Raw genomic sequence first — 22,176 nt, 5'->3', positions numbered from 1 at the left:
CCTTTCAAAATTCCTGTACTATCTGACTTATATTCGTCCTCTGCCTGTCCCTATTCTTGGACGGATGGCTTATTGCCGGATAGAGGCCTATTTAAATTCTGTTTGTCATTTGTAATTGGATATGATAAAGTAAAAAAGTATAAAGTGACTAAAAATCGAAATTAGTCATTTCGTCATAAAAGAGGTGAGTTTTTGTCTATAGACCGGAAAAAACAAATCATAGATGCTGCCACAAAATCCTTTTCGTTGTTCGGATACAAAGCAACAACGATGGACCAGGTCTCTAAGCTTGCGAATGTTGGAAAAGGCACAATCTATAATTTTTTCAAAAACAAGGAAGAGCTTTTTGATGAAATTACAGGATCTCTCATTAAAGAAATGAAAGAGGCGGCAGAGGATGTAATTGTTCCTGACAATTCTTTTTATGAAAATGTCCATGCGGCGTTGTTCCGCATACTGGAGTTCAGAAAAGAACACCAGCTGACCATCAAGCTTTTTCAGGAAGAAAGAGAAATGGGCACACCCGCTGTAATAGAAGTCCGCAAGCGGTTGGAAGAAGCGATTATTTCTTATATCAAAGTGAAAATTACAGAGGCAGTTGATAAGGGGGAAATCAGGCCCTGCAATCCGGAAATCACCGCCTTTGTCATGCTTCAGCTCTACGTCTCCCTCATATTTGATTGGGAGCAGGATCACAAACCACTAAATAAAGATGAAATAGCCAAGCTATTTGAAATGTATATATTTGAAGGATTATCACCAAGGTAATTCTTTCTTTTTGGTCAAAAGTGACTAAATGTCCAAAATAGTCAATCATTCAATATAGGAGGATGAAAATGAAATCATCATTATTTTTAGCAGAAATGAAAAGTATTTTTAAAAATCGAAAATTGCTCATCCCTATTCTTGCTGTCATGTTCATTCCGGTTTTATACAGCGGGATGTTCCTGTGGGCGTTTTGGGACCCATACAGCCAGTTAAAGGATCTGCCGGTAGCTGTCGTAAATAATGACAGCGGAGCGGAATTTGAGGGAGAAGAAATGAAACTGGGAGATGAATTGGTGGAGAAGCTGAAAGATAGCAGCCAATTTCATTTTCAATTTGTCGAAGGGGAAGAGGGGTACGAAAATCTGCAGCACCAGGAGTATTACATGCTGGTTGAGATTCCTGAAAATTTTTCGGAAAATGCAACGACCCTGTTAAATGACCATCCTGAAAAGCTTTCCTTGAAATATGTGCCGAACGAGGGATTCAATTTCCTCTCAGCACAAATCGGAGAAACAGCTATCAAGGAAATAAAAGCCAGCTTGTCAAAAAGTGTCACAGAAACTTATGCTGAAACGATGTTTGATAATATCGACAAAATGGGGCAGGGGTTTGCCGATGCAAGCAAAGCGGCGACGGAGCTTAATGAAGGCTCGGGCAAGGTTTCTGATGGGGCCTCTGACCTGAAGGAAAATCTGGCGATGCTGGCTCAGAAAAATCTTGAGTTTGATAGTGGTTTATCTGAGGTGAAAAGCGGTGCTGATCAACTTGCTGCGAAAACGAAAGAACTGTCTGAGGGACTCGGCAAGATTTCGGGTGGATACAGCGAGCTTTATCAGGGAGCCGGGAAGCTGCAGGCAGGATCTGAGGAAGCTGCTGCAGGAGCAAGCAGATTGGAAGAAGGTACAGGTCAAGCTGCTGCTGGTCTTGAAAAGCTGGTGGACAGTAATAACCAATTAAGCAGTGGAGCTGGAGGTGTAGCAGATGGAGCGGCCTCCCTTCAAAAAGGTGCTTCGGATGTTCATTCGGGAGCTGTCGAACTCAGTGAGGGAATGTCTGCCCTTGATCAGTCTCTTACACCGGTGTTGGAATCTATGCCGGAAGAGGAGCGTGCTCAGCTTGAGGCTTTATTGGAGAATCTGCAGGCTGGGAGCGGCAGATTGGAAACCGGAACCGCTGGTTTATCCACCGGGGCTTCAGACTTGCAGGCTGGTGCTTCCCAGCTTCAGGACGGCATCCTGGCAGCAAGTAAAGGCAGCGCTGATTTGAAAAGTGCTTTCTTGGAGTTGCAAGAGGGTGCTGGAGTGCTCTCCCAAGGTACAAAAGAATTGGCTGCAGGGCAGTCCGAATTTGCTGCTAACTTTTCACAGGCAAATAAAAGCCTTGCAAGTGCCGTAACCGGTTCTCAACAAATTGCTTCAGGAGAATCCGAACTTCAAGCCGGCTTATCGCAGCTGCAGGACGGGTCAGGTAAATTAGCACAAGGTTCCCAGGATCTTGCAAACGGTTCGGCCCAACTTGAAGAAGGCACGGCATCCCTTTCGAAAGGGACAGCTCAATTCAACCAAGAGATGAAGAAAGCAGATGAACAGGCTAATTCGATCACTACGACGGAAGAAACATCTGATATGGTGGCTGGACCTGTTGAAGTGGAAAAAGAGGCAGTTAATCACGTGCCGAATTACGGAACCGGTTTTGCTCCATATTTCCTTTCCTTAGGTTTGTTTGTAGGGGCATTATTGATCTCGATCGTCTACCCGCTTCGTGAACCAGCTGCGGTACCTGCTTCAGGTTTCGCCTGGTTCAGAGGGAAGCTTGCGGTGTTGATCGTGTTTGGAGTTATCCAATCCCTGATAGCGGACAGCATTTTACTGTTTGGGTTAGGAATAGAAGTCCAGAGCATACCTTTATTTATTGCAGTGTCCATTGCAGCCAGCCTGACTTTCATAGCGTTAGTCCAAACGCTGGTTACGATTCTTGGGGATCCGGGAAGGTTCGCGGCCATCATTATTTTGATTCTGCAGCTGACAACAAGTGCCGGTACCTTTCCTCTTGAACTGATACCTGCACCATTGCAGCCGATCAGTGCTTTGCTGCCGATGACCTATTCGGTCGCAGCCTTCAAAGCTGTCATTTCGAGCGGGGATTTTAGTTTCATGTGGCAGAACACGGGTATTCTTACGGCTTATTTTCTTGTGTTTATCACATTTACGGCAGTTTACTTCACTGGGTATTTTAAGAAGACATATACCAATGAGGTGCTAGAGACTCAAAACTAGTTGAAATGCTGTGGTTGGAGGTTTCAAGCGGGCTCCTGGAGATCTCTTGGGAATTGGAAAATCAGATTCCCGATTCTGAGGTCTCAAACCGCCTTCTAAAGACCCATGGAGTCATGAAAATCGGATATAAAGGCCTCAAGAGGGCTTCTAGAGACCCATGGAATCATGAAAATCGGATATAAAGGCCTCAAGAGAGCTTCTAGAGACCCGAGGAATCACGATAATTAGATTCTGAGGTCTCAAACCGCCTTCTAGAGACCCATGGAATCAAGAAAATCGGATATAAAGGTCTCAAGCCGGCTTCTAGAGACCGATGGAATCACGAAAGTCGAATATAAAGGTCTCAAGGGGGCTTCTAGAGACCCGAGGAATCACGATAATTAGATTCTGAGGTCTCAAACCGCCTTCTAGAGACCCATGGAGTCATGAAAATCGGATATAAAGGCCTCAAGAGAGCTTCTAGAGACCCATAGAATCAAGAAAATCGAATATAAAGGTCTCAAGGGGGCTTCTAGAGACCCAAGGAATTACGAAAACCAGATCCAGCGGTCTCAAGAGGCTTCCTAGAGACCTAAGAATTTCAAAAACCAGATTAAAAGGTCTCAAGGCGTTTTCTAGAGACCCATAGAATCACGAAAATCGGATATAAAGGTCTCAAGCGGGATCACTTCATAAAATCCCTTCTCTTTTTGACCGGGGAGCACTCTTGTTTGTCAAAAAATTTTCAAAGTAATCAATTAGAGAAGCCAAAGTTCTTTTTGAAAATAGGAACCCCCTAAAACGCTGTGCCTGTCTCATGACGGGCACAGTTTTTTTTGACTATACAGCAACAGTAGACATCTATCTTTGGTCTATTGGAGGAATTGGAAGAGATTTTACATTTTTATCAGCCTTGGAGGCAATAATAATGTTACCAAAATGAGTATCGACGAGGTGACCTTATGGAGAGTAAGCATAATACAGATTTAACTTCGGCTGAAATTGCCATGCTTTGGAATACCTATATGGCTGATACGATGGCATACTGCATTCTGCACCATTTTTTGAAAACAACCGATGATAAGGAAATTGACCCTGTTATCAAGTATGCTTCCGATATTGCCAAAGAACATATCGAGGTCATTCGTGACCTTTTTATAAAAGAAAAATTGCCGCTGCCGAATGGGTTTGGAAAGAATGATGTTAATTCTGAAGCACCGAAGTTGTTTTCGGATGTAACGTATTTAAGATATATTCACCATGTCGGCAGAAGCGGTTTGAACGCTTATTCTCTTGCAAAAGGTGTCTTGGCGAGAAGGGATATCAGGGACCTGTACAGCAAGTGGCTGCAGCAGTCCAACGAGTTATTTGACAGAGTTTCTGAAATTATGCTGGAGAAAGGGGTATTCATCAGGTCGCCGTACATGGCTTATCCAGAAAGGGTCGAGTATGTAACAGACGTTGATTTTATGGGCGGGGTTTTTGGGGAGAAACGTCCTTTGCTTGCATTGGAAGTTGCCCACCTTGGTACAAATATAGAAGTATCGAATGTGGCTAAGACCCTTCTTATGGGCTTCTGTCAGGTAGCCCGTTCAAGAAAGGTGTCTGATTATTTTAAAAGAGGGTATGATGCCTCGAAGAAACATAATGAAAAGTTTATCGCCTGTTTAAAAGCAAACGACAGTTCATACCCCTCAACATGGGATTCGACGATTACGTCGTCCACAGAAAGTCCTTTTTCCGATAAACTCATGATGTTTCAGATATCAGCACTGAACTCAATCGGTATGGGCGACTATGGAATGGCGCTTGCCTCCTCTATGAGAAAGGATATAGCACTTCTTTATGAACGATTGCTTGTGGGGCTTGGGAGATATGCGGATGAAGGAGCAAAGCTTATGATCAGGCAGGGCTGGTTTGAAAAACCTCCTCAAACATTGGATAGAGAGAGACTTCGTAAGCAAGCCAAAAAATAATTTAAAATAAACTATATTTAAGTTAAAATAAACTTGTTGGGAAATTATTCTAAAAAGGAGGCTGATATTGTGGTACCAAAAAAAATGATAGCAGAACGAAAGAACACCGATACCCTGTATGAGGTCTCCGTTACATGGAGATAGCATGGTTTTGACTCCAGGCTGAAGGCTGTCGGGCTATAATGGACAGCTTTTTTTGTATTGGTGCTCCTGACGTCTTTCCGTTCTGGAAAAACAGGAGGAAAAACACTTATGATGAAGCTTTCTTTAATGCGGGATTTTTTGCACTCACCCTTTCAGGAAGAATGGGTGACCAGTGCTCTGGAGTTATGGGAATACGAAAAAGATTCTGTGAAATTTATAAGGGCCAGCAGCAATTTCGTCTATTTTTTCAAAAGTGGAAATACCCCATTTGTCTTACGGATCACTCCAGCTGAAGACAAGGATAGGCTGGAGCGGGAACTGCAGTTTCTGGATTTATTGAGTGCGAATGGAATAGCGGTCAACAAACCCTCTCCATCAATCAATGGCAGCTTGATAGAGGAAGTAGAGACAGAGTGGGGAACGTTTCAAGCGGTGGCACTGGGTTATATGGAGGGAATCCACTTTGAAATGGAAGAAATGGATGAGGATCAATGGCTGGCCTGGGGGAAAGCATTGGGAAACATTCATCAGGTTTCTAAGGATGCGGGCGTCTTAAAAGACATGCGGAAAATGGAAGATCTATTACAGTTGGATGTTCCTGATTTGCCGACAGCGGCTTTAAAGGAAGAGGAAACTCTACGCGAATGGCTGCTGGGTCTTCAACCGTCGGCTGAAACATATGGTGCCATTCACTTTGATTTCGAATTGGATAATATTATCTGGAAAGAGAACTATCCGCAGTTCATTGATTTTGAAAGCAGTCTGGCAGGTTGGTATGCAGCTGATATTGCATTTGCCTTAAGGGATCTTTTCGAAAAGGGCAGCAGTCTGCAGAACAGGGAGTTCCTTCTATTTTTAGAGGGCTACCGTCTGGTTTGTCCAATAACTGATGGGGAAGTTCAGAAGATCCCTATGCTTCTGCGGCTGCATAACTTGATAATGTTTAAACAGTTGAAAAAATCACTGGATGTTACTCCTGGTTCCAGCCAGCCCCAGTGGGTGAACAATTTAAGCGAAAAACTGCAAAAAAGATTGAAATGGTATGAAAAAGGTATTCAAGCTCTAACTGCTGGAATAGCAGCTAAAGAAGAAACTAGAAGGCAGGGTTAATAATGATCACAATGGCAGAAGAACTGGCACAAAAGCAGCTTGCCGCATATAATGCCCAAAACCTGGAGGCGTTCCTGGAATGCTACAGTGATGATGTGCTGGTCATTGAATTTCCCTCGAACAATGTTATGTATCAGGGAATCGAAGGGATGAGGGAGCGCTACGGCAAGATGTTTCAGGAGAACCCGGATAACCATGCCGAACTTCTTTCTCGTATTATTAAAGGGAACATTGCCATAGACCATGAGCATGTCACCGGCAGGGCAAATGGCAAAGAGAGCTTTGCGGTTGCAATGTATGAAGTTATCGAGAACAAAATTAATAAAGTATGGTTCGTAGTTTAGCAGAAGCGATTGCCAACTTAAAAGTTCTGTCCCTTATTGGGATGGAATTTTTTTCTTGTATTTTACAGATTAATGAAACTTTTGGATTTCTTATTCGTAAGTTTACTTATTGGAAAACAGAACTTCTACATATGAATTTGGGGAGATAAACTCCATAATTCTCTAAGATCCTGGTAAGCAAGAAAGAATATAGCTGCTTACCCAGAATAAAGAGAAAAACACCAGTATCCCGGGCAACAATTTATGAGAAAACAGCCTTTTAAAGAGAGGGTTTTATCTGTGAAAAAAAATATAGTTTTACTGGACTTGATTTTCTATGCAGCTCTTCCACTGCTTTTTTGGAATGTTTTCAGGGATGACATTGGTGATTACTATGCTATGCTTTTTTCTTCTGTACCAGCGATTTTGTATAGTGCCTATCGTTTCTGGGAGATGAAGAGAGTCAATGTTTTTGGAATTTATCTCATTACAACCCTAGTGATAGGAACTCTTATTGATGTGCTTGCAGGTTCTGCTCTTCAGCTTCTTTGGAATAATGTCTACTTTTCCATAGCTATGTGTCTTTTTTTCTTGATAACCATACTGTTCCAAAAACCCATCACTCTATATTTCGGCCTCGACTTTGCGGAACTTCAAGGGTATGACCGGAAGTTCTGTAGGAAGCTTTATGAGCAGAAGCAGCTTTTCAGGGTATTCCAATGGATTACCATTGTATTTGCCGTACGAAGCGGTGTGATGGCAGGTGCCAATGCGTGGTTGATAACCGAATACGGAGTCGAAGCTTTTGATAAAGGCATTCTCCTGAAGCAGGCATTTAGCTGGGTTATGACTGGAATAACAGTTGCTGGTTTCTTCTATGTCGGAAAAATTATAAATGATTCCCCTGAATTAATTGACAATGTAAAAAATGAAATGAATATATAAAACCCAGCAGATGTTTAAAAATTGTAACAACTGCCCTATACTTATGGAAGAATCAACCGTTACACTAGTTAGGAAGAAAGAAATTACCAGGAGGAAAATATATATGAGGAAATTATCTCCTTTTTTATTGATGATAAGCATATTGCTATTGGGTGCTTGCGGCAGCCAGGAAAATAACCATGAAGATCACGGAGATGGCCAATCTGGCGGGGAAGGCGAATTAACGGCTATCAGTGCTGATTTGACTGTTCCTGAAACAGCAGAACCCGGTGAAGCTGTGGAATTCCGTACACACGTGACTCAAGGTGAACAGAATATTACCGATGCGGCGGAAGTGGAGTATGAGATTTGGCAAGAAGGACAAAAAGAAGAAAGTGAAATGATTGAAGCAGAAAATCACGAAGATGGAACTTACACTGCGGAAAAAACGTTTGGCGTAGACGGTGTGTATCATGTGCAAGTTCATGTGACCGCCAGGGATATGCATACTATGCCAAAAAAACAAATTGCTGTAGGAGATGCTGAGATGACTCATGACCATGAATCACACTCTTCTGCAGAAGGGGATCACGATCATGGACACAGCGAAGTCTCCTTTCATTTAACCAAGCCTGAGACGATTAAGCAAGGAACCAGCATTGAGTTGACAGCACAGCTTGAAAAAGAAGGTGTACCTTTGAAAGGTGCCGATATTCGTTTTGAGGTCTGGCTTGAAGGAAGTGAGGACCATGCATGGGTGGAAACCGAAGAATCCGAGGCAGGCAGCTATAAAGGGAATGTTGAATTTAAGGATCCTGGTTTGTATCATATAACCATTCATGCAGAGAATGATGAAGGACTTCATGAACATTCGGAGGAAGAGATCATCGTTGAATAACAAAAGGCTGTTTTCGCATTGATTGTTGCTTTCGGAAAAATCCAAAGAGCCGGATTTTTCCCCGGATATTAGGAATTTTTCTCTAATTGGGGAAGAGCAGCTCTTTTCTTTCTTACTTACCAGGATATTTCGGGGGGATATAAGGCGTTATTTTCCGAATTACATACTAAATAGCAACAAAGTTTACGAAAAGAGCATAACAAAAAGAGCTGAAGCGGATTTATTCGCTTCAGCTTTTTTTGTTATTCCCCGTTTAGTTAAAATTATAGGTCGTGATCTGAAAGACAGCCGTCGCAATGGTTGCCGTAGCACTCATGCTGCTCATCAATGTGTTCTCCGCATTGTACACACTGCTTCTTAGGTAAGTTCCTGAAAAATTCCACTACATTGGTTAACATGTTGATCACCCTCCAGTTTTAGTGTACCCCTTTGTTATATAACTGTTATCTTTATATATCTTATTGTATTATAACAGTTGTCTTTTCGTCAATAGGATTTGTATCAGAATCCAAAAATAATGAAAAAATAGGCGTATTGAAGTATAGTGGTTATAGGATGAAAACCATTCTCATAACAGGGATGCCGAGAGGAGAGAGTTCATTGAAGTTAACGGTAATAGGCCATTGGGGCGGATATCCCAAGAAGAATGAAGCCAGTTCTGGATATCTGTTGGAAGAACAAGGTTTCAGACTGCTGATTGACTGTGGAAGCGGTGTACTGTCCTTCCTGCAGGATCATGTGGAAGCGCACGAGCTTGACGCAGCCATTGTATCTCATTACCATCCGGATCATACAGCGGATATCGGGGTGCTTCAGCATGCCCTATTAATTCAAAAGTACTTGGGGAAACATAATAAATCACTGCCGGTTTATGCTCACAATGAAGACAAGCAGGGCTTTGAGTCACTTACATACAAGGATTTGATGAAAGGTATAGAGTACAATCCAGCTGCAACCTTGAAGGCAGGCCCTTTTTCCATTTCTTTTTTACAGACTAAACATCCGGTTCCATGTTACGCGATGAGAATTGAAGCAGGAGGCAAAACACTGGTTTATACGGCTGATTCTGCCTATCAGGAATCTTTCATTCCTTTTGCAAAGGGAGCCGACATCTTTCTTTGTGAATGTAATTTTTACGGAGACATGGATGGAAGCGGAGCAGGGCATATGAACAGTCTCGACGCTGGCAGAGCGGCAAAAGGTGCTGGTGTGAAAAAACTGGTGCTGACCCACCTTCCTCATTACGGAAATCTGGATAATCTGGTAAAGGAAGCCCGGAGCGCATTTGGCGGGGAAGTAATACTCGCCCGAAAAGATTTGCAGCTGCATATTTAACGAATTTAAGGAGGATTTTTTTATGAAATTCATAGACAATAAAGGCATTACAGATCCGCGTATAAACCTGGCTATCGAGGAGTACGCTTTAAAAAATTTAGATATTGATGAAACATATCTCTTGTTTTATATCAACGAGCCCTCCATCATCATCGGTAAGAATCAAAATACTATTGAAGAAATCAATACTGAGTATGTGGAGTCGGAAAACCTGCATGTTGTGCGCCGTCTTTCCGGAGGGGGAGCGGTCTATCATGATCTTGGAAACCTGAACTTCAGTTTCATTACGAAAGATGACGGTGAGAGCTTCCACAATTTCCGTAAATTTACCGAGCCGGTGATCAAGGCATTGAAAAAATTAGGAGTGGATGCTGAACTAAGCGGCAGGAATGATATTGAAGCAGAAGGCCGAAAAATCTCCGGCAATGCCCAGTTCTCAACGAAAGGGAGAATGTTCAGCCACGGAACACTTCTGTTTGATTCTGAAATCGAAAATGTCGTTTCTGCCCTGAAAGTCAGAAAAGACAAAATCGAATCAAAGGGAATCAAATCAATCCGCAGCCGTGTAGCCAACATTTCTGAATTTCTTGAAGAAGAGATTTCCATCACTGAATTCCGCTCCATGCTGCTTCGCTATATCTTCGATGTGAATGAAATCGAAGAGTACGAACTGACAGAGGAAGATTGGAAGAACATAAATGAGTTATCCGAAAAAAGATATCGAAACTGGAATTGGAATTACGGGAAATCACCTAAGTTTAATCTTCAGCACTCCCACCGTTTTCCAGTCGGTTCCATTGATATCAGGCTGGAAGTGAATAAAGGGCTCATCGAAAACTGCAAAATTTATGGCGATTTCTTCGGTGTCGGCGATGTCAGTGACATTGAAAACAAACTGATTGGCTTGAAATATGAAAAAGCAGAGGTCGAGCATGCCCTGGAAGGTGTTGAAATTCCGCATTACTTCGGAAATGTTACTAAAGAGGATATCATCAACCTGATATACTGATTTCCTTTTACCACTTTTTTTCTGAAAACAGGTTATTTCTTTTTGCTTCTGGATAAAACATAGTAAAGAGCAGATTTGAAGAAAGTGGTGAATTCAAATGGAAAGAGCTCAAGTTAAACGATACTGCGAAAACGATAAGAAAGAAACGATTCATGATGCTGTCGAAGATGCGCTTGAAATTCAGTATAAGTGTACGGTTTGCGGCAGAGAAGAGCAGGTTGTTAAGAATTTCTTTTGATTAATTGAAGCGTATGGACAATAGATTGATTGTCCATACGTATTTAATTTGGGCTCTTTTCTTTTATGGCTCGTAAAATAACGCCAACATTCACCATCGATATCCTGGTAGGCAAGGAAGAAAAGATCTACTCCCTTGGTTTAGAGAGAAAAACCCCGGTAACCCGTTCGGTTGGTGAGGAGAAAAAGTAATACACATTTTAAACAGAATCCTTCTTAACACATCAAATAACATAAAAATAGCAGACCAAATGGTGAATTTATGGGTCTGCTATTTTTTTATTATATGGCCAGATCAAAGGAAATATTAGCTGTATGTCGCCATTAGATTGGTCTTATAATAAAGGGTTTGTTATCAGAATTCCCCGAACTTATTATTGGTTGATTTTCCTTTAACGGGAGGTTAATTGAATGTCAAGTGTACCATCACTGATAAATAGAAATGAAAGCTGACAGAATATACTTCGTCTAATCTTCAAGATGTAGATTTATTGGGAGGGGTCTTACTATTAAAAGAATAACAATCGGCTTAGCTATAACTGCTTTATGTTTTGCTTTAATCGCTTGCTCACCTCCACCTGGGGAGAGTGCTAAATCTGACGAAGAAATCGGAAAAAATGATGAAGATAATGAAAAATACCAATCTGAAATAAAAATTGCTTGGGAATTCGTTAAGAAAAAAGGCTGGGATGAATTAGCCAAAGGAGATTGGAGAAACGCTTCAGTAGAGGTGACAGACACCAGTGATGGACATATGCTGGATGGTGAGCCTGAGAGGGATGAGGTGTTAATGGTTTCTTTTGAATCTAAAGAAAACCTTATCAATGGGGTACCTCAGATTTTTGTCGACCTTCAAGAAAAAGAAGTTGTAGGATATGTCCCAACAGAATAAGGATTAAACGGGGCGTTTGATGAACAAGCAACCGCCCTCTTTTCAAGGGCAGGATAGTGAAAAAAGCAATAAGAGAAAAATTTATAAAATGATATACCTTTAAACAGGGGGAGATAAATGATTTTAGAAGATAAAAGGAGACCAGATATGGTTTTGGAGAAGGTAATAAAGAAGATCAATATTCAAAGTGAGTACAAAACTTTTGTAGAGGAGTATACAGCTACCTTGCTTTCAGAGTTCACTGGGAAGATTCACAGTATTTATATGTGTGGCTCAATTCCTAAAGGTACTGCTAAGCCATTTAAGTCTGATGCAGATTTTACAATAGTATGCGAAAGACCAGAAGATATAGATTATGATAGAGTATCATGTCTGAAGGACACGATTTTACAAAAATATCGATTAGTAACTAAGGTTGATACGGTTATTTGTTCACTGGATGATATAAGAGGTAAGCCCAATGAATGGGGATTTTGGATCAAGATAATCTGTGTTTGTATACATGGTACTGATATTGGCGAAGAAATACCACCTATTCTTATTTCACCTGAGTTCATATTAAACTTGAATTCAGACACTCAAGAAGCAGTGGACCGCGTTCGCGGTTTTCTATCTAATGCCAATGATGACACACTTAAATCCAGATATACCAAAGGTTACTCAAAGAGATTAATTCGTGCATTATACTCTCTGGTTTTAGAAGATACAGGGGTTTGGGAAGATGACATTACTAAGATGAAGAGTGCCATATCAGATTATTGCAATATTGATTCAGCTTTAGTTGACTATCTGTATGCGTGTTACTTGGATAGTAATGTAGATGTTGAAGAATTTCTGGGGATTGCAGAAGAAGTATATAGTTATATTGAGAAGGCTTTAACTGCATTGGCTGCTTCCAGAACTACTCCTTCAAAAAAATAAGTTTTTCTCGTGCATACTCGCTTATTCGCAGATGATTTATCGTTGCATTTGTAGCTGGATTTTTATTGGGTTTGAATAAACATAACAATTATCACGATGAACATATATTAGAGAATAAAAAACTGGCTCAAACATTAACTTTGATATCCAATTCTTTTCAATCCGTTGATAAAGTATATGAAAAAGGACATGTTTTGGGATGCTGATTATTACAAAGCGTTATTGAAGTAACAGAGGCTTAAATGGAATACCACAGGATCATCCTACTCGGATGATCCTATTTCTATCTTTAACATTGGTGTTTTCTAAAAGATTGTGGTTTTTAGTCTTTTTACCACCGATATGATTGGAGCGGAATGTGTGCAGCCTCCTGCGGGATTAGCGGGCCAGGTAAGACCTAGGTTACGTACCTACTGGAACGTAACCCCCAATCTAGTTGCAGCACCCAGCCCCTCGGGGTCAAATAACCCGAAGAGAATAAGAGGAAGTTTGCCTTTTTTTCTATTCGGAACATTTGCCTGTCGGGCCTGATCATGGCGCTTCCACTTTTTATGCAGGCGAAGCTGAGGAGGCTCATCCAGCTCCAGCGGCCAGCGGAGTCGCGCACCTGGAGCGGAAGACAGTCAACACTATCTAAATAGATTCTTTATACTACATCGATCTTTAATAAAGCTATTTAACAAAGTTAATTTTCTTTAAACCTCAACCAAACAGTACCAAATAATGAAGATTTCAACGGCCAAATAGAGTAGAGAACTTGTATTTTATGTATTCTTTATATAAAATATATTTTGAAAACTTATAATTTTTAGATGAATGACCATTCATTCATCTTTTTGAAAGGGGAGGGAGAACGTGAATCTTTCAACACGTTTAGAAGAATCAGCCAAGGTTCATACAATGAAGCCGGCTTATTATTTTATGGGTCAGTCGAGTACATATGGGGAATTGAATGGCGCCGTCAATAAATTTGCCAGCGGACTTGAGAAGCTTGGGATTGGCAAAGGGGATCATGTAGCACTGGTGCTGGGGAATTCACCGCATTTCATCATCGCTTTATACGGAGCGATGAGAGCAGGGGCAACGGTCATACCGATCAACCCAATTTACACGCCTGACGAAATAGGCTATATCATGAAAAATGGGGATGTCAAAGCCGTCGTCACGCTGGATATACTGCTTCCGCTTGTGGAAAAGATGCATCATCATCTGCCTGAAGTAGAACATTTCATTTATTGTGAAACAGGGGATGAAAGAGCAAAGGGCATCCAGCCGGAGCAGTTGTCAGCTTACCCAAAAATGAAATCGTTTACAGAAGTTGTGGGTTCCGGCGATCCGGGATTCAGAGGTCCTCAACTTGATGAAGAGGATACAGCTGTTATTTTATATACCTCAGGTACGACGGGGAAACCAAAGGGTGCCATGCTGACACATAAGAATCTTTATTCAAACGCAAGGGATACCGGGGAATACCTGAAGATGAATGAAGACGACAGGGTCATCACGACACTTCCGATGTTCCATGTATTCTGTTTGACAGTTGTCCTGAACGCACCTTTAATGATGGGGGCAACGCTGCTGATTGCACCGAAGTTCAGTCCGCAGGATATTTTTAAATTGGCAAAAGAATATCAGCCGACTGTCTTTGCCGGTGTGCCGACGATGTATAACTTCCTTTATCAGTATGAAGAAGGAAATCCAGAAGATTTCTCGACATTAAGACTGTGCATTTCAGGTGGGGCTTCGCTTCCTGTAGCACTCTTGAAAAACTTTGAAAAGAAATTCAATGTTGCGATTTCAGAAGGATATGGCTTATCAGAAGCTTCTCCAGTTACATGCTTCAATCCGCTTGACCGTCCGAGAAAGGCAGGGTCTATCGGTACATCCATTGTGAATGTGGAAAACAAGGTGGTAAATGAGCTGGGGGAAGAAGTGCCTGCAGGTGAAGTGGGAGAACTGGTTGTCAGGGGTCCTAATGTCATGAAGGGTTACTATAAGCTTCCGGAAGAAACCAATGCAAGCATCCGTGACGGCTGGCTCTATACGGGAGACTTGGCGACGATGGACGAAGAGGGTTATTTCACGATAGTGGACAGAAAGAAAGACATGATCATTGTCGGCGGCTATAATGTATATCCGCGTGAAGTGGAAGAAGTCCTTTACAGTCATCCCGAGGTAGTCGAGGTTGCTGTGATCGGGCTTCCGGATCCGGAAATGGGTGAAGCAGTAAAGTGCTTTGTGGTGAAAAAGAATAGTGAATTAACTGAACAGGAACTAATTGCGTACTGCAGTGAGCACTTGGCTAAGTACAAGCTTCCAAGTTCAATTGAATTCCTCGAAGAGCTTCCTAAGAATACAACAGGGAAGATTCTGCGCAGAGCTTTGAAACAGCAAGTCGTACAGTCATGACCATAGAGGCTTATTTCCGGCGGCAGGAGCCATCGGAAATAAGCCTTTTTCTTCCGCGTCCTGCTTCATTTTCTCAGGGTCAAATAACTCCAGGAGAATAAAGGGAAATACCCCTTTTTCTTGTGAACGTGTGCCAGACTGAGCTGAGCTGCCGGCTTACTCTTTTGTGCTTGAAAGAAAGGTTTTTAGCAGTCATTGTCGAATGAGTTTATGGAAGCGTTTTATTCTTATTAACAATAGGGGGATACATACATGGAATCCATTTTATTGGAACAGCGTGAGCATTTAGGAATCGTCACGATTAATCGGCCTGAAAGCATGAATGCCTTCAACTACGATACATTGGTGGAATTGGAGAAGATGGTCGAATCCATCCGTATCAATCCTGATATCAGGGTTGTCATATTTACCGGGGCGGGAGAGAAAGCGTTCAGTGTCGGAGCCGACTTAAAAGAAAGAAAGAACCTGACGGAGCAGCAGGTGAGACGGAATGTCATGAAAATCGGTGATGTGTTCAATTCTGTGTCCACCCTTCCTCAGCCAACTATCGCTGCGATGAACGGATATGCATTCGGCGGCGGCATGGAACTGGCTCTCTCCTGTGACTTCAGGATCGCAGTCGGGGGTACCACCATGGGGCTTACCGAAACGAGCCTGGCAATTATCCCAGGTGCAGGAGGAACACAGCGCCTCCCGCGTTTGATAGGAGAATCCAAAGCTATGGAACTGATCCTGACAGCCCAAAGGTTAAAATCAGAGGAAGCCTTGGAAATCGGCATGCTGACGAAAGTCGCATCTGCCGATACATTTATGGAAGAAGTCATTGGGTTTGCTGAAAAAATGCTGTCCAATGGGCCAGTCGCCCTCCAGCAGGCCAAATTTGCCATCAAAAACGGTATGAATACTGACCTGCAGACAGGTCTGCAAATAGAAAGAAAAGCCTATGAAATCACAATTCCCACCGAAGACCGTGTCGAAGCTCTGGCTGCCTTCAGTGAAAAGCGGAAGCCGCAGTTCAAGGGGAAATAACAGATAGACAGAAAGAAGCATACCTTTGTGGATATGCTTCTTTTAGTTTGGCTCTATTCGTATACTTTGTTGCTATTTGGAATGCGTAAGATAACACCGTAAATCGCCGGAAGTATGTAAGCAAGAAAGACAAGAACTGTTCCCCGTCAAGAGTGAAAGATCTTAGTATCCGGGGGAAAATTCGTCTCTTGGGATTTTTCCGGAAGCAACAATCTATGCGAGAAAAGCCTTTAGTCTTGAGTATCATAGGTGAAAATATTGGTATATCCACAAAGGTTGCAAAATAACCGGAATTTATAGATGTGCTCATTCACCTTTTCGACAAGGTCGACCTGCTGAGGTCCGGCTGTCAAATTGAAGATAGCAAATGACGGTGAATCAATAAATGGAGAAAGAGGGTACACCCATGGCAGTATACGCTGACAGCCCTCACACTTATATATGTTTTCAATCTCTTCCATAGAAGTTCACCATCCAATTTATGTAAAGATATGTATGCTGGCTTTATTTTACCATTCGCCAAGTGGGGTATCCACACATATTCCTATAGTTATATAATTTCAGAAATTGCAGAAGCAGACCCGATGAAGAAGAAAATGGTAAAATAAAGGTAATCTTTCTTCCTGTGAGGTAATGTATGAAACTTAAAACCTTTATATCTTTAATTGTTTCAGCAGCCATTCTGCTGATTATTTTCATTTTACTATTTGGAGTTACATTCGGAATTTTATTTATCATGGCCAACCTTTTATTTTCCGTTTTTCTATACTACATATCTCAAGGTTATAAAAACAACAGGTGGAGAATCGTCCATAGGGCAGCTCTCATTTTATACGCCTTATTTCTTATTTCCTTTGGGACCTTGCAAATCATGCTGGTAATGGAGGAGAGTAGGCCTTTACCGGATGATATTGATTATGCTGTCATTCTTGGTGCTGGTTTAAAAGGGGAAGAACTTTCACAAACATTGAAGTCAAGACTTGAAGCGGGAACTGAGTATCTCCATGACCATCCGGAGATTCCAGTCATTGTATCCGGCGGACAAGGGGAAGGAGAAGACATACCAGAGTCCACCGCAATGTTCAGGTACCTAGTGGAAAATGGCATTTCAGAAGACAGGATAACAGAGGAGAACCATTCCACCACTACATGGGAAAATCTACAGAACTCCCAATCGATTCTGGAGAGCAAAGGCAAGGCAGATGGACACATATTAATCATCACCAGCGATTACCATGTGTTCCGTGCTAAGCTTACCGGTGAGCAGCTTGGGCTGGACTGCAGCGGACTGGCAGGTGAGTCGGGGTTCTTCATCAAAGTCAATTATATGATCAGGGAATACTTTGCTGTCGTGAAGGCTGTCGTGGTAGGAGGAGAATGAATGGAAACAGCTCTTCGTTCAAAGCAAAGAGCTTACAGGTGCAGCATTGATTAAGATTGTTCCTCACCTGGGAGCGTTTAATATTCATGCACCGTGTTTCTATTTCATTCTAAATGATAATCTGCATAACTTTCACAATTATTCTTGTATACTAAAATCTTCCCCGCTATAATATAATGAAATTATTTATTTCGGCAATTGATATATTTATAAAAGGGGTGAGGACAAGAGTGGAAGCTTTGATCAACACAAGGAAGCCTGGTGAATTCCGACTGGGCCTCCAGGCAGGTATCAGTATTGCAGTCGGGTACTTTCCGGTTGCGCTGACGTTCGGTCTTCTGGCGCGTACAACCGGGTTGTCACTTTATGAAACAGTCCTGATGAGCCTGCTTGTGTTCGCGGGGGCTGCTCAGTACATTTCTTTAAGTTTAATAGCGATTGGCACGGGTGTTTTTGAAATCATTCTAACTACATTTATTGTGAATATCCGTCATTTCTTGATGTCGGCTTCCTTGAATGAAAAGCTCGAAAAAGAAAAGGGCTGGGTAAAGGCCATTTATTCTTTTGGGATCACAGATGAGACTTTTACCGTTATTTCCGTCAAGGATGGAAAGGTGAAAACAGCCTTTGCTTTTGGAGTGATCCTCATTTCTTATGCCAGCTGGGTAGTGAATTCGGGACTGGGATATATCATTGGACAGATACTTCCTCAATTCCTGCAGGTGAGTATGGGTGTGGCACTCTATGCCATGTTCGTGGGCTTGCTCGTCCCTTCCATGAAGAAAAGTGTGAAGGTAGTGTACCTTGCCGCAACGGCAGCTGCTTTGAACACAGTATTTCTGTTTACTACTTCTATATCAGAAGGATGGGCAATCATGATATCGACCATTTTGTCTGCTGTCCTTGTAGAGTTTGTGACAAGCCGGAATCTGAAAGGGGAGCCCTCCAATGAGTGAAACTATTTTAATCATGATCATAGGAATGGCGGCTGTCACGTATATTCCGCGGCTTGTACCACTCATCATGTTTCAAGGAAAAGAGCTTCCTCCATTCCTGCAGGGAGTTTTAAAAAATGTGCCGTTTGCCGTCCTGGGCGCCCTTATTTTCCCGAAGATCCTGTTGATCAGTGAGGGAGATATTTGGTTTGGCGTTGTTGGAGCCGCTGCAGCGTTCATCATTGCTTATCTAGGAGCAAATGTCATTGTGGTGGTGCTTGGAGCGATCGCGGTGCTTTCTGTATATTCGTTGTTATTTATGTAGGGAAGGGTCTTTGGATCCTTCTCTTTTTTTAGATCAGTTTTTGAGGAGGCTGTTCACTCGAGGTACACGGCTCCCGGGTTGTGAGTGCTCTTTTGAGAAACACAAGGCAGGTTATTTAATGGCTTGAAGTGTCTTATATAGCTCTGCAAAGGAAAACTTGGTTGGCTTATTTGGCTTGAAGTGATCATTAGAAGTCTGCTAAGAAACAGTTGGCTGGCTCATTTGGCTTGAAGTGTTCATTAAAAGTCTGCTAAGAGACACTTGGCTGGCTTATTTGGCTTGAAGTGATCATTAGAAGTCTGCTAAGAAACACCTGGCTGGCTTATTTTGCCTGAAGTGATCATTAGAAGTCTTCTAAGAGACACTAGGATGGCTTATTTGACTTGAAGTGATCATTAGAAGTCTTCTAAGAGACACTTGACTGGCTCATTTGACTTGAAGTGATCATTAGAAGTCTTCTAAGAGACACTTGGCTGGCTCATTTGACTTGAAGTGATCATTAGAAGTCTTCTAAGAGACACTTGGCTGGCTTATTTGACTTGAAGTGATCATTAGAAGTCTGCTAAGAGACACTTGACTGGCTCATTTGACTTGAAGTGATCATTAGAAGTCTTCTAAGAGACACTTGGCTGGCTTATTTGGCTTGAAGTGATCATTAGAAGTCTGCTAAGAAACACCTGGCTGGCTTGAAGTGTCAATAGAACCCTGCTAAGGAACACTTAGAGAGTTTTTGACTTAAGGTATCGTTGATAACCTTTAGAGAAACTTTGGGGATTGTGTCACTTGAAATGTGGTATTAGAAGTATGCTGCCAGCGTTTGCTCTCCCGGACATACCGTGAGCCTTCGCACTACACTAATGGCTTGTTAGACTCTAGGTTCCTTTATACCAAGTGTATCCCTGATCAGTCACTTCCATCTTTCGTGACATTAAATATGTTTTTCCATATGTGGCAAACTAAGAAGAGTTTGTTCAAACTGGTTGTTCTATTTAGTAGGACATGTCATTACATATATTATAGAGGAATGAAGGGAGGAACAAATAATGCGTAAATGGGCTTTCAGGGCTGTGTTGTTATATTTGCTGTTAGGGATCTTTTTTACGTTTATCTTTACTTTTTAGCTGATTCATCTTTGCCTGAAGTTTATAAGGGAAGCAGTGCAGATCCGGAAACGTTTATGAACGGCAGGGAACTGATGCTGAGTGAAGAATATTCGAAGATAAAGAACCTGTTGTTCTTTCTTTCCACACCATATGAATGGCTGTTTTATTTCCTGATTTTGATACTGGGGGTTTCCAAGGCATTTGAGCGCTGGTCCGAGTCGACATCGAAGTTCAGGATACTTCAGACGGGGATTTATCTGTTCTGGCTTTCGCTGCTCTCCAATGTTGTCATTTTTCCTTTTCAATATATTTCTTACAGGATTTCGAGAGATTATGATATTTCGACCCAGACCTTCTCTCAGTGGATGAAGGATGAATTGACGGATTTCTGGGTGAATTACCTGACGATGTTCATCATCGTTTCCGTTCTTTACTGGCTGATCAGGAAGTTTCCCAAGAGATGGTGGCTGGCTGCATGGGCTTTGTCGGTGCCATTCAGTATATTCATGATGTTCATCCAGCCTGTCCTGATTGATCCTTTGTATAATGACTTTACCCCTTTGAAGAATAAAGTTCTTGAAGAAAAAATTCTGGACATTGCTGATCGGGCAAATATTCCTGCTGATCATGTGTATGAAGTCGATATGTCCTCTAAGACAAACTCGCTCAATGCCTATGTGACAGGGGTTGGTTCAAATTCAAGAATCGTTCTATGGGATACGACGATTAACAAGCTCACCGAAAGGGAAATCCTTTTTGTCATGGCCCATGAAATGGCTCACTACGTCGAGAAGCATATTTATATCGGCATAGCCTTGTACCTGGCTTTTTCATTCTTTGGTCTGTGGATTGCAGCTAAACTAATGAAGTTCATTGTTAGCAGACATGGAGAAAAGGTGAAGGTGGAAAAGGTCTCCAGTCTGAGTTCACTTCCACTGTTCCTGGTGATCACCTCCATGCTTATGTTCACCATCAGTCCGTTCTCTAATTTTATATCCAGGTATCAGGAGACGCGCGCCGATCTGTATGCCATCGAAATGACAGGAGACAAGGAAGCTGCCATTTCCTCATTCCAGGAACTTTCAAGGGTGGGCTTGAGCCAGGTCAATCCGCCGCTCCTGGTAAAAATCTTCAGATACGGGCATCCAACAATGCTTGAAAGGCTGATCATGCTGCAGGAGTATGAAAAAGAATAGATGAAACTAAAATTCCTCCCATCCGTATGTAATAGTACAGACAATGGGAGGGATTTTTTATATGGAAGAAATTAATTCTCGGCTAGATAAGGTAAAAGAGGATCTAAAATTACATAGAAAATGGTCAGAGCGGCAAAACAGTCTGCAGGAAGAAATCAAAGAGGCAAGAACAAAGCTGACTCATCTTAAAGGTGAACTGCAAAAAGAAAACCAGGATGTGGAAAAGCTGGAAGGGTGGACGATAACAGGTTTGCTGCTGACAATGACAGGAAAGAAAGAAGACCGGCTTCAAAAGGAGAAGGAGGAGGCAGTCAAAGTAAAGCTTCAGGTTGATGAGTGGGAGCTGACCCTGCAGGAGCTCCTCCAGGAAGAGAGGGAAGTGTCCAGTAAACTCACGGAGTTGGGGTCTCCCCATACCCGTTATGAGCTGCTGCTTGAAACAAAAGAAAAAATGATACATGATTCTTCTTCGCCTTTAAGCCAGCTGTTATTCAACCTTGCCGAACAGTCTGCTGAATATAAAGCTCAGCTGAAAGAGGTGAAGGAAGCCGAAGATGCAGCCGCTTTGGCTCTTCTGAAATTAGACTCGGCATCTGATTCGCTGGAAAGTGCCGGAAACTGGGGAATGGTTGACATGGTCGGAGGAGGTCTTATCTCAAGTGCGGCTAAGCGATCAAGGATGGATGAAGCCCAAAGGTCGCTTCATGAAGCACAGAGATATTTAAAAAAGCTGGAAAAAGAACTAGCCGATTTGAACATGGAATCGACTCAAACTCTGCAGGTTTCCGGTTTTCTAAATATGACCGATTTATTTTTCGATAACTTTTTCTCCGATATGATGGTTCAGGATAAAATCAGCCGTACCGCTGCAGGAGTGACCGAAACAAGAAGCAAGCTTCGTGGTCTTTACGAGAAGCTGGGACAAGATGCGAAGAAACTCTCTAAAGAAATAGAAGAGGCGGAAGAGAAGAAGAAACAGCATTTGGAGAAAGCATGAAAATGAAAG

24 protein-coding genes are annotated in these 22,176 nt (G+C 42.1%); 21 read left to right on the top strand and 3 right to left on the bottom strand.

The genetic code is table 11. From position 1 onward, the window contains the following. Nucleotides 1–192: 192 nt before the first annotated feature. The 7 genes from B9Z54_RS00755 (at nt 193) to B9Z54_RS00725 (ending at nt 8,398) form a co-directional block, all read left to right on the top strand. Nucleotides 193–768 (top strand): TetR/AcrR family transcriptional regulator, encoded by a 576-nt coding sequence (locus tag B9Z54_RS00755; RefSeq protein ID WP_205207642.1) that lies wholly within the window; start codon nt 193–195, stop codon nt 766–768. Between the two features lie 68 nt (nt 769–836). Next, a complete protein-coding gene (locus tag B9Z54_RS00750) occupies nt 837–3,044 on the top strand; it encodes a YhgE/Pip domain-containing protein (protein ID WP_113926630.1) in 2,208 nt (735 codons plus the stop codon). Between the two features lie 941 nt (nt 3,045–3,985). Continuing rightward, nucleotides 3,986–4,999 carry a DUF3231 family protein gene (locus B9Z54_RS00745; protein ID WP_113926629.1) on the top strand — a complete coding sequence of 338 codons (1,014 nt, stop codon included), beginning with the start codon at nt 3,986–3,988 and terminating at the stop codon, nt 4,997–4,999. 255 nt (nt 5,000–5,254) lie between these two features. Then, on the top strand, nt 5,255–6,253 hold the full coding sequence (locus tag B9Z54_RS00740) for a phosphotransferase enzyme family protein (protein ID WP_162785034.1): 999 nt from the start codon (nt 5,255–5,257) through the stop codon (nt 6,251–6,253). Between the two features lie 2 nt (nt 6,254–6,255). After that, a complete protein-coding gene (locus B9Z54_RS00735) occupies nt 6,256–6,597 on the top strand; it encodes a nuclear transport factor 2 family protein (RefSeq protein ID WP_113926627.1) in 342 nt (113 codons plus the stop codon). A 279-nt stretch (nt 6,598–6,876) separates the two neighbouring features. Next, on the top strand, nt 6,877–7,521 hold the full coding sequence (locus B9Z54_RS00730; protein WP_113926641.1) for a VC0807 family protein: 645 nt from the start codon (nt 6,877–6,879) through the stop codon (nt 7,519–7,521). Nucleotides 7,522–7,624: 103 nt separating this feature from the next. Beyond that, entirely contained in the window at nt 7,625–8,398 is a 774-nt protein-coding gene (locus B9Z54_RS00725) for a FixH family protein (protein WP_162785033.1), read from the top strand. A 263-nt stretch (nt 8,399–8,661) separates the two neighbouring features. On the opposite strand, the gene yhfH is transcribed toward B9Z54_RS00725, so the two are convergent. After that, complete coding sequence (yhfH, locus tag B9Z54_RS00720; RefSeq protein WP_113926625.1) at nt 8,662–8,796, bottom strand: protein YhfH; 135 nt, start codon at nt 8,794–8,796, stop codon at nt 8,662–8,664. A 202-nt stretch (nt 8,797–8,998) separates the two neighbouring features. On the opposite strand from yhfH, the gene B9Z54_RS00715 reads away from it, so the two are divergent. The 4 genes from B9Z54_RS00715 to B9Z54_RS26020 all read left to right on the top strand — a co-directional run bounded on the left by B9Z54_RS00715 (nt 8,999) and on the right by B9Z54_RS26020 (nt 11,171). Continuing rightward, nucleotides 8,999–9,733, top strand: coding sequence for an MBL fold metallo-hydrolase (locus B9Z54_RS00715; protein WP_113926624.1), 735 nt, complete (start codon nt 8,999–9,001; stop codon nt 9,731–9,733). A 22-nt stretch (nt 9,734–9,755) separates the two neighbouring features. Next, complete coding sequence (gene lplA / locus B9Z54_RS00710) at nt 9,756–10,742, top strand: lipoate--protein ligase (RefSeq protein ID WP_113926623.1); 987 nt, start codon at nt 9,756–9,758, stop codon at nt 10,740–10,742. Nucleotides 10,743–10,839: 97 nt separating this feature from the next. Continuing rightward, nucleotides 10,840–10,980, top strand: coding sequence for a hypothetical protein (locus tag B9Z54_RS25115; RefSeq protein ID WP_187444358.1), 141 nt, complete (start codon nt 10,840–10,842; stop codon nt 10,978–10,980). A gap of 65 nt (nt 10,981–11,045) precedes the next feature. Next, nucleotides 11,046–11,171 (top strand): hypothetical protein, encoded by a 126-nt coding sequence (locus tag B9Z54_RS26020; protein ID WP_275887762.1) that lies wholly within the window; start codon nt 11,046–11,048, stop codon nt 11,169–11,171. Between the two features lie 276 nt (nt 11,172–11,447). Here the strand turns inward: B9Z54_RS26020 and B9Z54_RS24555 are convergent, their stop codons facing one another. Next, nucleotides 11,448–11,681 carry a hypothetical protein gene (locus tag B9Z54_RS24555; protein ID WP_162785032.1) on the bottom strand — a complete coding sequence of 78 codons (234 nt, stop codon included), beginning with the start codon at nt 11,679–11,681 and terminating at the stop codon, nt 11,448–11,450. A 28-nt stretch (nt 11,682–11,709) separates the two neighbouring features. Between B9Z54_RS24555 and B9Z54_RS24550 the strand changes: the two genes are divergently transcribed. The 5 genes from B9Z54_RS24550 (at nt 11,710) to B9Z54_RS00695 (ending at nt 16,230) form a co-directional block, all read left to right on the top strand. Beyond that, nucleotides 11,710–11,871: a hypothetical protein gene (locus B9Z54_RS24550; protein ID WP_162785031.1), complete on the top strand. Its 162-nt coding sequence runs from the start codon at nt 11,710–11,712 to the stop codon at nt 11,869–11,871. A 147-nt stretch (nt 11,872–12,018) separates the two neighbouring features. Then, nucleotides 12,019–12,792, top strand: coding sequence for a nucleotidyltransferase domain-containing protein (locus B9Z54_RS00705; protein ID WP_113926640.1), 774 nt, complete (start codon nt 12,019–12,021; stop codon nt 12,790–12,792). Nucleotides 12,793–13,306: 514 nt separating this feature from the next. Continuing rightward, nucleotides 13,307–13,429 carry a hypothetical protein gene (locus B9Z54_RS26015; RefSeq protein ID WP_275887761.1) on the top strand — a complete coding sequence of 41 codons (123 nt, stop codon included), beginning with the start codon at nt 13,307–13,309 and terminating at the stop codon, nt 13,427–13,429. Nucleotides 13,430–13,647: 218 nt separating this feature from the next. After that, nucleotides 13,648–15,201 carry a fatty acid--CoA ligase family protein gene (locus B9Z54_RS00700; protein ID WP_113926622.1) on the top strand — a complete coding sequence of 518 codons (1,554 nt, stop codon included), beginning with the start codon at nt 13,648–13,650 and terminating at the stop codon, nt 15,199–15,201. 252 nt (nt 15,202–15,453) lie between these two features. Beyond that, nucleotides 15,454–16,230 carry an enoyl-CoA hydratase-related protein gene (locus B9Z54_RS00695; RefSeq protein ID WP_113926621.1) on the top strand — a complete coding sequence of 259 codons (777 nt, stop codon included), beginning with the start codon at nt 15,454–15,456 and terminating at the stop codon, nt 16,228–16,230. 230 nt (nt 16,231–16,460) lie between these two features. Here B9Z54_RS00695 and B9Z54_RS00690 read toward each other — a convergent pair whose 3' ends face one another. Beyond that, nucleotides 16,461–16,691: a hypothetical protein gene (locus B9Z54_RS00690; protein ID WP_113926620.1), complete on the bottom strand. Its 231-nt coding sequence runs from the start codon at nt 16,689–16,691 to the stop codon at nt 16,461–16,463. A 176-nt stretch (nt 16,692–16,867) separates the two neighbouring features. On the opposite strand from B9Z54_RS00690, the gene B9Z54_RS00685 reads away from it, so the two are divergent. From B9Z54_RS00685 to B9Z54_RS00665, 5 genes are all read left to right on the top strand, one after another. Beyond that, nucleotides 16,868–17,611 carry a YdcF family protein gene (locus tag B9Z54_RS00685; protein WP_113926619.1) on the top strand — a complete coding sequence of 248 codons (744 nt, stop codon included), beginning with the start codon at nt 16,868–16,870 and terminating at the stop codon, nt 17,609–17,611. Nucleotides 17,612–17,841: 230 nt separating this feature from the next. Further along, nucleotides 17,842–18,567 carry an AzlC family ABC transporter permease gene (locus B9Z54_RS00680; RefSeq protein WP_481747766.1) on the top strand — a complete coding sequence of 242 codons (726 nt, stop codon included), beginning with the start codon at nt 17,842–17,844 and terminating at the stop codon, nt 18,565–18,567. Then, nucleotides 18,560–18,871: an AzlD domain-containing protein gene (locus tag B9Z54_RS00675; RefSeq protein WP_113926617.1), complete on the top strand. Its 312-nt coding sequence runs from the start codon at nt 18,560–18,562 to the stop codon at nt 18,869–18,871. Before B9Z54_RS00680 ends, B9Z54_RS00675 begins: the two co-directional genes overlap by 8 nt. A gap of 1,132 nt (nt 18,872–20,003) precedes the next feature. Then, nucleotides 20,004–21,170, top strand: coding sequence for a M48 family metallopeptidase (locus B9Z54_RS00670; RefSeq protein ID WP_345840674.1), 1,167 nt, complete (start codon nt 20,004–20,006; stop codon nt 21,168–21,170). A 61-nt stretch (nt 21,171–21,231) separates the two neighbouring features. Continuing rightward, nucleotides 21,232–22,167 carry a hypothetical protein gene (locus tag B9Z54_RS00665; protein WP_113926615.1) on the top strand — a complete coding sequence of 312 codons (936 nt, stop codon included), beginning with the start codon at nt 21,232–21,234 and terminating at the stop codon, nt 22,165–22,167. Nucleotides 22,168–22,176: the final 9 nt, after the last annotated feature.

Source organism: Bacillus sp. P14.5 (assembly GCF_003316765.1).
Lineage (GTDB): Bacteria > Bacillota > Bacilli > Bacillales > Bacillaceae_B > Rossellomorea.
Note: the sequence above shows the minus strand (reverse complement) of the source record. Positions and strands in the feature narration are given on the sequence as shown.